The 14695-nt window shown below is 45.1% G+C and carries 10 protein-coding genes; 8 read left to right on the forward strand and 2 right to left on the reverse strand.

The window, feature by feature from the left end:
• The first annotated feature begins 6 nt into the window (after window positions 1–6).
• From AB4161_RS07415 to nhaA, 5 genes are all read left to right on the forward strand, one after another.
• Window positions 7–1380: an MATE family efflux transporter gene (locus AB4161_RS07415; protein WP_372083105.1), complete on the forward strand. Its 1374-nt coding sequence runs from the start codon at window positions 7–9 to the stop codon at window positions 1378–1380.
• Between the two features lie 122 nt (window positions 1381–1502).
• A complete protein-coding gene (locus AB4161_RS07420) occupies window positions 1503–2174 on the forward strand; it encodes an ABC transporter ATP-binding protein (protein ID WP_017060385.1) in 672 nt (223 codons plus the stop codon).
• On the forward strand, window positions 2155–4608 hold the full coding sequence (locus AB4161_RS07425) for an ABC transporter permease (RefSeq protein WP_136982098.1): 2454 nt from the start codon (window positions 2155–2157) through the stop codon (window positions 4606–4608). Before AB4161_RS07420 ends, AB4161_RS07425 begins: the two co-directional genes overlap by 20 nt.
• Window positions 4598–5746 (forward strand): lipocalin-like domain-containing protein, encoded by a 1149-nt coding sequence (locus AB4161_RS07430; protein ID WP_017068753.1) that lies wholly within the window; start codon window positions 4598–4600, stop codon window positions 5744–5746. Before AB4161_RS07425 ends, AB4161_RS07430 begins: the two co-directional genes overlap by 11 nt.
• Before the next feature lie 275 nt (window positions 5747–6021).
• Complete coding sequence (gene nhaA, locus AB4161_RS07435; RefSeq protein WP_010441484.1) at window positions 6022–7188, forward strand: Na+/H+ antiporter NhaA; 1167 nt, start codon at window positions 6022–6024, stop codon at window positions 7186–7188.
• Between the two features lie 220 nt (window positions 7189–7408).
• Here nhaA and AB4161_RS07440 read toward each other — a convergent pair whose 3' ends face one another.
• A complete protein-coding gene (locus tag AB4161_RS07440; RefSeq protein WP_017060388.1) occupies window positions 7409–8020 on the reverse strand; it encodes an OmpA family protein in 612 nt (203 codons plus the stop codon).
• Complete coding sequence (locus AB4161_RS07445; protein ID WP_372083106.1) at window positions 8020–9327, reverse strand: TolC family outer membrane protein; 1308 nt, start codon at window positions 9325–9327, stop codon at window positions 8020–8022. The genes AB4161_RS07440 and AB4161_RS07445 overlap by 1 nt, the downstream gene beginning before the upstream one ends.
• 761 nt (window positions 9328–10088) lie before the next feature.
• Between AB4161_RS07445 and AB4161_RS07450 the strand changes: the two genes are divergently transcribed.
• The 3 genes from AB4161_RS07450 to fabV all read left to right on the forward strand — a co-directional run bounded on the left by AB4161_RS07450 (window position 10089) and on the right by fabV (window position 14469).
• A complete protein-coding gene (locus AB4161_RS07450; RefSeq protein WP_017065403.1) occupies window positions 10089–10718 on the forward strand; it encodes a TetR/AcrR family transcriptional regulator in 630 nt (209 codons plus the stop codon).
• A 55-nt stretch (window positions 10719–10773) separates the two neighbouring features.
• The gene (locus tag AB4161_RS07455; protein WP_372083107.1) at window positions 10774–13056 is read left to right on the forward strand and encodes an acyl-CoA dehydrogenase; all 2283 of its coding nucleotides are present in this window, start codon (window positions 10774–10776) and stop codon (window positions 13054–13056) included.
• A 210-nt stretch (window positions 13057–13266) separates the two neighbouring features.
• Entirely contained in the window at window positions 13267–14469 is a 1203-nt protein-coding gene (fabV, locus tag AB4161_RS07460) for an enoyl-ACP reductase FabV (protein WP_017065406.1), read from the forward strand.
• Window positions 14470–14695 lie beyond the last annotated feature (226 nt).

Consider the following 14695-nt stretch of genomic DNA (forward strand, 5'->3'; position numbering starts at 1 on the left):
CTCTCTATGTTGCTCTCTTCAATTATTCATCACACACGAGGTGATTTTGTTCGCAGGCTTATTGCGATTGCACTGCCCATCACCTTGCAGAGCATTATGTTTTCAAGCCGAGGCTTGGTGGATGTATTGATGTTGGGTCAACTTGGCGAAGCAGACATCGCAGCTGTGGGTGTGGCGAGCCGAGCGATGTTCGTGACGACCATTATGCTGGTGGGTGTTACCACGGGCGGTGCTCTTCTTACTGCTCAATATTGGGGCGCGGGTAATAGACAAGGTGTGAGAGAAAGCACTGCGCTGACGTGGCTGGTGTCGACACTGTTTGCTTTACTGACTATCGCGTTTTTCGTTTCATTTCCTGCACAAATCATGGGCGTGACGACCGACTCTCAAGAGGTCATCAACTTAGGCGTTGAATACATCGTAATTACGTCATTTAGCATGCTAGCGGTATCGTGTGTCAGCAGTATGGCTGTGGGTTTGAGAGCGATGCACAAACCCGGGCTAAGTACATTTTTCAGCGGTATCGGCATCCTGTCTAACGTGTTCTTAAACTGGGTGCTGATCTTCGGTAACTTAGGCTTTCCTGCGCTTGGAATCAAAGGTGCGGCGATTGCGACGGTACTGAGTGGCGCGATTGAAGTCGCGACTTTGTTTGGTTATCTCTATTTCTCTAAGCATTTATTAGCATTTAAGTTTTGCGATATTAAAGCGGCAGCTTCGATTGATAAGGTGGTTCGCTTCTTGAAGCTGTCTCTGCCGACCACGTTTAACTTCTTAGCATGGGCGGGTGGTTTGTTTGCTTACCACGCGATCATGGGGCAATCGGGCGTTCAAGGTCTGGCTGCGCTATCGGTCATGACGCCGGTTGAATCTATCTCATTGAGTTTATTGATTGGCCTTTCGAATGCGGCAGCTGTTTTGGTGGGTAATCAACTTGGTGCGAAAAACAATGAAGCGGTTTACTATCAATCGCTTGGCTTAACAATTTTGTGTTTCTTAACTAGTATTGTTGTAGCCGTTTTTCTCTATTTCGTTCAAACGCCAATACTTAATGCCTTTAGCGCACTGACGGAAGAAACCAGAGCCCTCTCAGAGAAGTTCATTCTGATCCTCTGTGTGGGTATTGTCATTCGCTCGGTGCCATTGACTGTGATCGTTGGGGTGTTGAGAGCGGGTGGTGATGTGAAGTTCTGCCTCTATCAAGATTTGATTGCTCAGTGGGTGATCGGTATCCCATTGGCAGCCATCGCGGCTATCTATTTTAAGTTTCCACCTGAGTGGGTATATCTGCTTTTCCTAACGGAAGAAGTCCTCAAGTGGGGCGGGTCGCTCTATCGCATGAAAACAAGAAAATGGATTAAAAACTTGATAGGAAGTTGAAGTAGGGCGCACCAATCGCATCACTTTATCGTTGGCGTGTGATCTATCTTTCAAAATACTTCCTCCTAACAGGGAATTAGTGTAGATTCTCCTTCCAAATTCTAACTAATGCGAGCTGTTTAATGTTAAAGCTGTCAGACCTATGTAAAGGCTATGTCGATGGGGGGGAGTTTCACCCTGTTTTGCAAGGTGCTGAATTAACATTAAACCAAGGTGACCAGCTGGCATTAATGGGAGAAAGCGGTTCAGGTAAAAGTACTTTACTGAATCTTATCGCGGGCTTAGACCTAGCGGACTCAGGTGAAATCGCTTTTCCTCACTTCAATATGCACGACTCAACCGAGCGTGACCGCACCGCTTATCGCAGAAACAACATTGGCCATATTTTTCAGCAATTCAACTTACTGCCAACGTTAAATATTGCCGATAACATCCGTTTTTGCCGCCAGTTAAAAGGCTTACCTGAAGACAAAGGTCTCTGGAGACAGATTCTCTCTGCTTTAGATCTTATGCCTTTACTTGGCCGTTACCCTGAAGAAGCGTCTGGTGGCCAACAACAACGTGCGGCCATTGCGCGTGCGCTGTATATGGAACCAAAAATATTGCTGGCCGATGAGCCGACCGGTAGTTTAGATGAGCGTAATGCAGAAGCGGTAATGCGTTTGCTGACCTCTTTGGCTCGTCAATTAGAATGTACGTTGCTGTTGGTAACACACAGTGAAAAAGTAGCTCTGCATATGGATGGTAGGATCCGTCTGCAAGGAGGGCAACTGCATGTTATGGCCCGTAGTTAAGGCACTACTCGGTCACTATCGACGTTACCCACTGCAGATTATTTTGGTATGGCTTGGTTTAACCCTCGGCGTATCACTTTTGGTTGGTGTTACTGCTATCAACCAACACGCCAAACAAAGCTATGCGCATGGCGAAAAACTCTTTTCGAATCCTCTTCCTTACCGTATTCGACCAAAACACAACGCCAATAAAATCCCGCAAGGCTTTTATATCCAACTTCGCCGTGAAGGTTTTCAGCAGTGTTCTCCTCTTGATCACCATCGTATCACTGATGAAAATGGCGCAAACTTCATGGTTGTCGGTATAGATCCTGTTTCTATGCTTCAGCTACAACCTGGTATAGCGTTAAAAGATCTCACCGCTTTGAACCTCATGAAGCCACCATATCCAATCCTTGTCAGTGATGATCTTGCTGAACACATGGAATGGCACAACGGTGATTACATCCCTTTGATGGATGGTTCTGAACTTGGTCCTGTGGTTGTTGATCAAAATAATATGATTAATGGTACAAGGTTGATTGCGGATATCTCCTTGCTCCGAATGCTTAAACGCAGTGCTGGGCTTTCAGTGATTGCTTGTTCAGACATGCCCACTGAGAAGTTTGAACGTCTTAAAAATATGTTACCTAATGGTTTGACGATCTCTCGTAGCTCTAAGGCAGAGCTTGAGTCGCTGACCAGTGCGTTCCACTTAAACCTAAAAGCGATGGGTATGCTGTCGTTTGTGGTTGGCTTGTTCATTTTCTATCAAGCAATGTCGCTTTCTTTTATTCAGCGTCAACCGTTAGTCGGGATTTTAAGACAAACGGGTGTGTCTGGTTGGCAACTGACTAAAGCGCTCTGTTTAGAGTTACTGCTATTGGTTTTACTGAGCTGGATCTGCGGCAATGTATTTGGCGTGATGCTAGCAAACCAATTGTTACCTGCCGTATCTTCAAGCTTGGGCGATTTATACGACGCTAACGTCGGCTTAACGATCGACTGGAATTGGCGTTGGAGTGGTTACAGCTTACTGATGGCATTGATTGGTGCTTTCTTAGCGTGTGCGTGGCCACTGGTTCGTTTACTTAAGTCTCAACCGATTCGTCTGTCTTCTCGTTTGTCTTTGATGCGTTTTGCGGGTACCGAGTTCACTTGGCAAGCGTTGATTGGCTGTGGCTTCTTGGTTGCTGCTGTTGCTGTGTATCAAGCCCCTCAGACTCAAGAAACGGGTTTTGCGATTATCGCGCTAATGCTGATCAGTGTGGCGCTATTTACCCCGTTTTTGATGTGGAAGTTATTTAACAGCCTCTCTTATTCGTTGCGCTGGGTTCGTGCTCGCTGGTTCTTTGCTGATGCAGCTTCCAGTATGAGCTACCGTGGCGTGGCGACGATGGCGTTTATGTTAGCCTTAACAGCCAATATTGGTGTAGAAACCATGGTCGGTAGCTTTAGAGATACCACTGATAAATGGCTAACACAGCGTTTGGCAGCCGATCTTTATATCTACCCAACCAACAATGCCGCTGCTCGTATGAGTAATTGGTTATCTGACCAACCTGAAGTGGATTCGGTTTGGTGGCGTTGGGAGAAAGATGTTGCGTCTCCAGTCGGTAGTATTCAGGTGGTCAGTACAGGCCCTTCTGAAGGCGAACTAGAAGCGCTGACGATCAAATTAGGTATTCCGAATTACTGGTATCACTTACATCACTCTAAAGGTGTGTTGATCAGTGAATCGATGTCTCTCAAGCTGGGGATTCGCCCTGGCGACTACATCGACCTCTATGACAGTCTCGGCTCTGGTTGGCAGGTTGTCGGTGTCTATTACGATTACGGTAACCCTTACCATCAAGTCATGATGTCGCATCGAAATTGGCTGTATGGGTTTGCAGGGCGGGGAAATGTCGGCCTTGGCGTAATACTCAAAGACGATGTGAATTCACTAGGGCTTCGCAACCGATTAGAAAGTGTATTCAGGCTTGGTTCTGAGCGTGTTTTCGATAATAACAATATTCACAGTCAAGCGATGCGGGTGTTTGATAGAACGTTCGCGATTGCAGATACACTAGGCAATATCACCTTGGTTATCGCCGTCTTCGGTATCTTCTTCGCGACGGTTGCGGGTGAAGTATCTCGCCAAAGGCATATTTCCTTGCAGCGCTGTTTGGGTGTCTCGGCGAAAGAACTGATCCTGACAGGTAGTTTGCAGCTGTTTGTGTTCGGGCTTATTTCCTCCTTAATTGCGATTCCGCTCGGATTAGCGCTAGCGAGCCTAATTGTAGATATCGTGATCAAGCAGTCTTTTGGGTGGTCACTCGAGTTACAAGTGATTCCTTGGGACTATTTGCAGACATTTGCATGGGCCATGGCAGCATTGATGCTAGCTGGTGCTTTACCAGTGATGAGAATGATTCGGAACACTCCGATGAAGTCACTGAGGGATGCGCTTTAGTATGTTTTTACGGAATACCTCAACTAAGTTAAGACAACGAATCCTGTCTTCTCTGCTATTAATCAGTTTCTTCGGCATCTTTTTAAGTGTTTGGGGTTATTACTCCTATTTCATCGATCCTGGTGAAAAGGGCGTGAATGAAGTTAACTCAATATTGGTTAATGAACACTTCAATGTGTTCGAACCTGTTTTGCCAGACCGCAATGTGTCGCTACCACAAGATTTTAAGTTCCACCCAGAGTTTCAGCACGAGTGGTGGCATTACTTTGCGTCTTTGAAAGGTGATGACGGTAAAGACTATTCGGTTCAGTGGAGCTTTTTCCGTATAGCAACGGACGAACGTGAAACTCCGGGGTGGCAAAGCCCTCAAGTCTATATCTCAAATGTAGTGGTCTCTTCTAAGTCCAAAGTATGGAAAGAACAGCGCATGGCTCGTGGCGGTATTGGCCAAGCGGGAATGACTAATCGCCCATTCAGGCTTTGGATTGATAACTGGAACTGGCGTGCACTCGGCAACACCCCATTCCCCGGGCGCCTTCAAGTGCAAACTGATACGTTTGGACTTGAACTCGACACCATTGCAAAAGGGCCCTATGTGCTCAACGGCGATAACGGTTATCAGAAAAAGCACGACTTATTACCTGTCGCGTCTTATAACTTCAGCGCTCCATTTTTATCTTTGAGCGGTGTGTTGAACCTAGACGGCGTTACCAAGGAAGTGGAAGGAACTGCGTGGGTACATAAAGAGTGGGGCAGTGGCTTACTTGGAGTGGGCCAACAAGGTTGGGATTGGTTTGTGTTTAACCTCGATGACGGCACAGCGCTGAGCATTAACCGCTATCGTCATAACCAACAGTTGCCTTACATATTCGGGACATTAGCAACGCGCTCAGGCAAAGTTTACCAATTAACGGAATCCGACATTTCCATTCAACCATTGCAAAATACAACGTTGATGAATGGAAGACGGATGCCTTTGCAGTGGATCATTAACGTCCCTAAGCATGATATCAACCTCACAACGCGTATTATACGCAGGGATATGTGGCTTCCATTTGTCATACCATATTGGGAAGGGCCGATTAAGGCGAGCGGGAGTCATGAAGCGACAGGCTTTATGCAGTTAACTGGCTACTAAAAAACACCTAAGGCTATAATTTGATAGCCTTTTTTTATGCCTGCGCCTTTTAGCGTCCCCCAATGAATTGTGCATACAGGTTCGATGATCTCATTTATACTTAATTCATGGTGCATAACAATATTATGGAATATACGACGTATTGTTTAGTATTTGTAGGAAAAACCGAAGTTAAACATCCGAAGAAGTGATTATCTATCAATTAAACTTGGATATAAACTCGTGGTTATTCTTTGTTATTCGTTTATTTAAATAATAAATATAAGGGCGAAATCATGACCGACGTCATCCGTGACTTCTTTAAAATGGAATCTGCTGGCGGCATCATACTAGTCATCGCTGCGGCGATCGCAATGTTTGTAGCAAACTCACCACTGAACGAAATGTACCAAGGTGTACTTCACAGTTACGTTCTTGGTATGTCTGTGTCTCACTGGATTAACGATGGCTTAATGGCTGTCTTCTTCCTTCTAATCGGCTTAGAAGTTAAGCGCGAACTTTTAGAAGGCGCATTAAAGTCTAAAGAGACAGCAATCTTCCCAGCTATCGCAGCCGTTGGCGGTATGCTAGCTCCGGCACTTATTTACGTGCTATTTAACTCAAGTAACCCAGAAGCGCTTCAAGGTTGGGCTATCCCAGCGGCAACTGATATTGCATTCGCATTAGGTATCATGGCGCTTCTTGGTAACCGTGTACCGGTTAGCTTGAAGGTGTTCCTATTGGCTTTAGCAATTATCGATGACCTTGGCGTTGTTGTTATCATTGCACTGTTCTACTCAGGCGACCTATCAACGCTTGCGTTAACGGTTGGTTTCATCGCAACTGGTGTGCTGTTCATGCTAAACAACAAGCATGTAACTAAGCTGAGTGTGTATCTCATTGTTGGTGCAATTCTGTGGTTTGCAGTATTGAAGTCTGGTGTTCATGCAACGCTGGCTGGTGTAGTGATTGGTTTTGCTATCCCACTGAAAGGCAATAAAGGTGAACATTCTCCGCTGAAGCATCTAGAACATGCTCTGCACCCATACGTCGCTTTTGCAATCTTGCCAGTCTTTGCTTTTGCAAACGCAGGTATTTCATTGGAAGGTATCTCAATCTCAAGCCTAACAGGTATGCTACCGCTTGGTATCGCTATGGGTCTATTGATTGGTAAGCCTCTTGGTATCTTTGCATTCAGCTGGGGTGCGGTGAAATTGGGTGTTGCTAAGCTCCCTGAAGGTGTGAACTTTATGAACATCTTCGCAGTATCTGTCCTGTGTGGTATTGGTTTTACAATGTCTATCTTTATTTCATCACTAGCATTTGGCCCAACGAATGTAGAGTTTGACACACTAGCTCGACTAGGCATCCTGATGGGATCTACAACAGCTGCAATTCTAGGTTACTTCCTGCTAAGCGTTTCTTTACCGAAAACAGCAAAGCAACAAGAAGTAAAACTATAATCAGCGGTAGGCTCGTTTAACGGCGAGCCTATTCACTGATTAACAAGCTAACTTCTGAGTAGCAAGACGAGTCACAGAGTCTCCCTCGACTCATGTGACGACAAAGAACAAAAAAGCCGTGATGGGCAACCCTATCACGGCTTTATTGATCTTATAACTAAGCTGCTGTTGTTCGACACTCGCTCTATGTCACATCTAGATCCACAGTGACAATGTCACGCTACTTTTCAAGCGTGGTAAATATGGTCCACTCCTCGACGATCTGTTCGCTTAGTCCGACAACTGTGGCTGTTACTCGGCGGTTCAGTGCATGAGACGTAGCATCGTTGCCATCGCTCTCTAAGCGGTTTTCACCGTAACCAACAACTCTTACTCGGCTCGGGTCGATACCATTCGACAACAGTTCATCTTCAACGTGGTGAGCGCGTTTCTTTGATAGCTCTAAGTTGTATTGACTCGCGCCGACTTTACTGGCGTAACCTTGAATCTCTATCGATGCACTTTGGTAGGTTTCTAAGAACTCAGCCATAGTGGTGATTTGATCTGAGAAGATAGGGTTAACTTCATAGGAGTCATTGGCGAAAAGGATGTTCAGCCGTCTGACTTCTTGCGAGCTAACCGTCTCTCCACAGCCTTCGTTGTCTACCAGAGACGACTCTGGTGTGCCAGGACAGGTGTCTCGTGCATTGACCACACCATCGTTATCATCGTCTTGCAGGTCAGAAATTTGCTCCGCTTCTGGCGTTTCTATGTAGGGCTCTTCATTTTGGCTAGAGCATGCACATAGCGTTATCGTTAATGCGGAAAGTAATAAATAAGGTCTCTTCATCATTAATACTCCACTGCCGTTGTCCACTCGTCTGGAATGTCGACCAGTAGAGCGTTCAATAGAGAGCCTGTCGCGTTCATTACACGGTATTTAGCGTACTGTTCAGAGTAATGCGCATCTAAGTAATCTTTGCGGGCTTCAAACAATTCGTTTTCAGTGTTAAGCAGATCCAGTAGCGTACGTTTACCGATTCGATATTGTTTCTCATAAGCGATAACGGTTTCTGATGCCGAATCCACGTGATCAGACAAGAAGTTCTTTTGTTGTAACGTCAGATCCAATGCACTCCAAGAGAGGCGAAGGCCTTCTTCAACTTGTCGATAAGCACGATCTCTTAGATCTTTTGCTTTATTGAGTTGGTAAGCTGCAGCTTCTGAATTAGCACTATCGGTACCACCGTTGTAGAGGTTGTATCGCATTCTCAACATTGCCAAAGTCTCTTGGCTCGAACCTTCATCGCCTCCAGCATCATCTCGCCATGATTGAGATGCCTCGATAGAGAACGTCGGGTAGTTAACCCCTTTTGATTGTTTGTACTGGAAGTGCGCTGAATCGACATCTGCAGTCGCGACTTTGATGACTGGGTGTTGGTCCAGAGCATCAACAAGCGCGTCTGATAATGACAGAGGAATCATAGAAATATCGGCTCTTGGGTAGACTAAGCCAAGCGGTTCTTGACCCACTATTCTTCTAAATTGGGTGTGGGTATCAATTAGGTTGTTCTGTGCGGCTAATAAGTTGCCGTGAGCTTTTGCAATCCTTGCTTCTACCTGAGATACATCTGCGGTTGAGCCTATGCCTGAGACTGCACGCTTTTTGATGTCTTTATAGATTTTCTTGTGGATAGCGAGGTTACTTTCCGAAAGGGCTAAAACTTCAGTTGCTTTGACTGCGTCTAAGTAGATCTGTGTGACCTCTAGCGCTTTGTCTTCGGCATCCGCGAGCAATTGCAAACGAACCGATTCTGCTTCTGCGGCAGTACGATCAATATCATTGAGAGTCGATGAACCATCCCACAGCAACTGAGTGAGGGAAATCGTCGCTTCCTTTCTTGTGAGATCGGTATCGGGGCCGTTATTTGGTGCAGGGTTTATGCCTTCGTAACCAATACCAGCATCCAGGTCGATACTAGGTCTATAAGCACCACCTGCGGCGTCATTTCGTTTCCGTACACTCACAAACTCATTAAAGATACTCTTTATCTCAGGATTGGTAGCCAAGGTAATGGCTACGGCCTGTTCTAAAGTTTGAGCAGAGAGTGGAGTTGCAATAACTAAGCAACACATAATAGGTAATTTCAACAGTCTCAAAGTAGGTCTCCTTCTACTTTTAAAAGCTCCCGCCGCTTCCCAACAAGCGTTTAACTACTTAATTGAAAAGGGTATTAAACGAAGCTTAGGACATCTGCAAGAAATTGCTAAGTTTGTTGGCTTTATTTCGAATGTAAGTCTCTATCCTTATTGATTAATTTACCAATAGTAGCAAGTGGCAAGCTTCGAATGGATGCACCGTAAATAGAGGAAACGTAGTATTAGGTTTGGACTCAGATAGGTAAACGTTGGCTAGTAGGTTGTTTGAAATACGAGTTCCAGTGATAACAATGTGCCAAGCATGGTAGTTCGACTCTTAGGAAGAAATGACAGCATATAAAGAGGCGGTCGCGCTGTTCAGGTTGTAGTTAGTAGCTGTGAAGAGGGGTAAGTAAGGCTCACTCTCGTCCCAAACAACAAACAAAAAAAAAGCCCAAACCAACGTGGTTTGGGCGGATACAAGTATAGGAGTTAATAAGGAAAATACAGTAATTAAGAAAGCAGTGAGAAGAACAAGTTTGACGGCCTGTTAAACTTCTAAATACGCTGTTTTCTATATAATTTATGACCCACCATTTCCATTTCAGTTCCAAGAAAATTCATTATTTTTTTCTTTTTTTGTAAACACACAGCGATTCAATCGGTTAGTGCTGAGTTTTATTAACTGGTACGACCAATTTGTGAAAGTGTGATGTTGCTTGCTTGTTAAATAAATGTACTAAGCGTATATTTCAAACAGTTGTTTAATACGAGTGATTGAAATGGCACCAAGAAGTACAACCAAAGACAAAATCTTAGATGTGGCTGAAGGCTTATTTGCTGAGCACGGTTTTAATGACACCTCTTTACGCACGATTACGAGTAAAGCGAATGTCAACTTAGCTTCAGTGAACTATCACTTTGGCGATAAGAAGACTCTGGTTCGTGCGGTACTCAATCGTTACTTAGAAGCATTTATGCCAGCACTGCAAGATGCATTAGTGAACTTAAACTTGAACGAAACGTATTCTATGAGTGACGTGTTTGAGTCTCTGAGACAGCCACTAAGAGCACTTAATGATGTTAGGCCAAATGGTACAAGCCGGTTCATGTTACTTATCGGCAGAGGCTATACAGATGTGCAAGGACACTTGCGTTGGTTCATTACTACCCGTTATAGCGAAGTACTTTCTTTGTTTACAACGTCAGTAATGAAGGCGAATCCGAACCTCACTCAAGAACAGTTATTTTGGCGATTACACTTCACCCTAGGGACTTGTGTATTCACCATGGCATCAAGTCAGGCTCTGGTAGAAATTGCAGAGAATGACTATGACAGAAAGATAGATGCTAAGGCAGTGGTCGATATTCTTATTCCATATTTAGCCGCTGGCATGTCAGCAGAAGAATAAAACAATAAAAAGCGAAACATTCACAACCAATATAGTGAACAAAAGGATCTGAACTATGAGCTCTCTAAGACAAAAATGGGTAAGTGACCCAGCTTTTAAACTCTTTAAAAAAGTACTACCACCACTATCTAGCACCGAGAAAGAAGCGATGGAAGCGGGTAGCGTGTGGTGGGACGGAGAGCTGTTTTCTGGTAAACCAGATTACACTAAGCTGCATCAATACCCAAAACCTCAGCTGACAGCAGAAGAGCAATCGTTCATGGATAATGAGCTTGAAACCTTGCTCGCTATGCTTGATGACCACCAAATTGTAAAAGAAGATCGAGACCTTCCTGAAGAGGTGTGGAACTTCTTACGCAAAGAGCGTTTCTTTTCGCTAATTATTGCGAAAGAGTATGGCGGTCGTGAATTCTCAGCACACGCTAACTCAACTATCGTAACTAAGATTGCGACTCGCAGTATCAGTACTGCGGTTTCAGTAATGGTTCCAAACTCTCTTGGTCCTGGTGAGCTGCTGTCTCACTACGGCACTCAAGACCAAAAAGACTACTGGCTACCTCGTCTTGCTGACGGTACAGATATCCCATGTTTCGCACTAACAGGCCCAGAAGCGGGTTCTGATGCGGGTGGTATCCCTGATGTCGGTACTGTGTGCATGGGCATGCACGAAGGTAAAGAGACGCTAGGTATCAAGCTTAACTGGAACAAACGCTACATTACACTAGCACCAGTGGCGACGGTACTTGGTCTGGCTTTCAAACTTCACGATCCAGAAAAGCTACTGGGTGACAAAGAAGACATTGGCATCACTTGTGCGCTAATCCCGGCTGACCACGAAGGTGTTGTGATTGGTGAGCGTCATGACCCACTTGGTCTTGCGTTTATGAATGGTCCAACACGCGGTCACGATGTATTTATTCCTATGGAATGGTTAATCGGTGGTGCCGATTACGCAGGTAAAGGCTGGCGTATGCTGGTGGAATGTCTGTCTGCAGGTCGTGGTATCTCATTACCCGCACTTGGCACGGCGATGGGCCACCTAACGGCGAAAACGACCGGCGCATACGCTTATGTTCGTAAGCAGTTCGGTATGTCGATTGGTAAGTTTGAAGGAGTTGCAGAGAGTTTAGGTCGTATTGGTGGCTTAACGTATCTACTAGAAGCGACTCGTACACTAACAACTACTTCACTCGATATGAAAGAGAAGCCGGGTATCGTTACGGCTATCGCGAAATATCACATGACAGAAATGGCGCGTACTATCCTGAATGATTCAATGGATATCCACTCTGGTCGTGCAATTCAAGATGGTCCAATGAACTACTTAGCTGCGCCTTACCTAGGTATTCCAGTTGCTATCACAGTAGAAGGTGCGAACATCTTAACTCGCAACCTGATGATCTTCGGTCAAGGTGCGACACGTTGTCACCCATACGTGCTAAGCGAAATGGAAGCGGCAGCAAACCCAGATGAGAAGCAAGGTGCGAAGGATTTCGATAACTTGTTGTTCAAGCATATCTCTCACGCAACTAAGAACACGTTTGGTGCGTTCGGTGCGGCATTGACAGGCTCTAAGTTCATTAAAGCGGATATGAGCGGTCCAACGAAGCCTTACTACCAAGACTTAACTCGCTTGAGCCGTGCGCTTGCAGTGAGTGCGGATTTCGCAATGCTTACACTAGGTGGCGAACTGAAACGTAAAGAGCTTATCTCTGCACGTCTAGGTGATGGTCTAAGTTACCTATACATGGCGTCTGCAGCGCTTAAGAAGTATGAAGATGAAGGTCGTCAACAAGCTGACCTAGACTACGTACACTACGCGGTTCAACACTGTTTCCATAACGCGGCTAAATCGCTACAAGAAGCGTACAGAAACTTCCCGAACAAGATGGTAGGTAAAGTACTTAAAGGTCTAGTTTTCCCTGTCGGTAACCACTTTGAAAAACCAAGTGATAATCTAACGGTACAACTGGCAGAAAGCTTGATGACTCCGGGTGCACACCGTGAACGTCTAACTCACCTTTGCTACATAGGCAAAGAAGAAGAGGATAGTGTTGGCCTAATGGAGAATGCGTTCAATGCGATGTACAGCATCAAGCCTCTCGAACGTAAGATCTTCAAAGCAGTGAAAGAGGGCAAAGTGGCTCGTAAAGGTCTATTGCAAGATAAACTTGCTCAAGCACTGGCGGCAGATGTTCTTACTCAAGACGAAGTTGACCAAATCATTGCAGCAGACAAACTTCGCTACGCAGCGATTCAAGTTGACCACTTCAGTCATGATTACAGTGAAACTTTGACGCGAAAAGAGTTAAAACCTAAGCTAAATAGCGTTGCTTAGATAAAGAAATGACAAAAGGCACCTTATTAGGTGCCTTTTTTTGTTTTTGTCGTAGAAGTTGCAATAGAGGCGTTAACAAATGGTGACTTAGTCAGCAAATATTCACTGAGTGCTCCAACCACTTGCATTTTCGCCACATTTTTACAGAAATTAGATGCCATTTGCGTACGAAACTTTTATCCTTAACCTGATTTTTTAAGGAAGTTGAATATGATCATCAAACCTCGAATTCGCGGATTCATCTGTACTACAACACATCCAGTCGGTTGTGAAGCTAATGTAAAAGAACAAATTGCTTACACAAAAGCTCAAGGCCCAATCGCAAACGCACCTAAACGTGTACTAGTTGTTGGCTCTTCAAGTGGCTACGGCTTGTCTTCACGTATTGCGGCTGCATTTGGTGGCGGCGCTTCAACTATCGGTGTTTTCTTTGAGAAAGCCGGTACTGAGAAAAAGCCTGGCACAGCTGGTTTCTACAACTCAGCAGCGTTCGACAAGTTTGCTAAAGAAGAAGGCCTATATTCAAAAAGCCTGAACGGCGATGCTTTCTCTAACGAGGCGAAACAGAAAACAATTGACCTGATCAAAGAAGATCTAGGCCAAATCGATATGGTTGTATACTCACTGGCGTCTCCAGTGCGTAAAATGCCAGAGACTGGCGAAGTAATTCGTTCATCTCTAAAGCCTATCGGTGAAACGTACACGTCAACTGCGGTTGATACGAACAAAGACACAATCATCGAAGCAAGCGTAGAGCCTGCAACTGAAGAAGAGATCAAAGACACTGTTACTGTAATGGGCGGTGAAGATTGGGAACTTTGGATCAATGCTCTTTCTGAAGCTGGTGTTCTAGCGGACGGTTGTAAGACGGTTGCTTACAGCTACATCGGTACTGAACTAACGTGGCCAATCTACTGGGATGGCGCACTAGGTAAAGCTAAGATGGATCTAGACCGTGCAGCGACAGCGCTGAACGAGAAGCTAGGCCAAACTGGCGGTACTGCAAACGTTGCTGTTCTTAAGTCTGTAGTGACTCAAGCAAGTTCTGCAATCCCTGTAATGCCTCTTTACATCGCTATGGTGTTCAAGAAGATGCGTGAAGAAGGTATTCACGAAGGTTGTATGGAACAGATCTTCCGTATGTTCAGCCAACGTCTATACAAAGAAGACGGCAGCGCGCCAGAAGTGGATGAAGTGAACCGTCTACGTCTAGATGACCTTGAGCTTCGCGAAGACATTCAAGATCACTGTCGTAACCTATGGCCTCAAATCACAACTGAGAACCTAAAAGAACTGACTGACTACGTAGAGTACAAAGAAGAGTTCTTGAAGCTATTTGGTTTCGGTGTTGAAGGTGTTGATTACGAAGCTGACGTTAACCCAGCTGTTGAATTTGATGTAGCTGACATCTAATTCAAGTTATCGAATCTAAACGAAATAGGCGCTCATTGAGCGCCTATTTTTTTGTCTGCTATTTGGTTCAAGAGATTAAGAGCAGATATGGGATTCGAGTGGCGGGATGCGAAGAGATTTAAGAGCGGATACGGCTACCGCGATTCGAAGGGGGACAAGAGTAGAAATAAGGGATGAAGAGAGTTAAGAGCAGGAGTGGGGAAGAAGGCTTGAACCGCTTAAAACA

This window comes from Vibrio sp. 10N.286.51.E5 (assembly GCF_041469125.1).
Lineage (GTDB): Bacteria > Pseudomonadota > Gammaproteobacteria > Enterobacterales > Vibrionaceae > Vibrio > Vibrio crassostreae_C.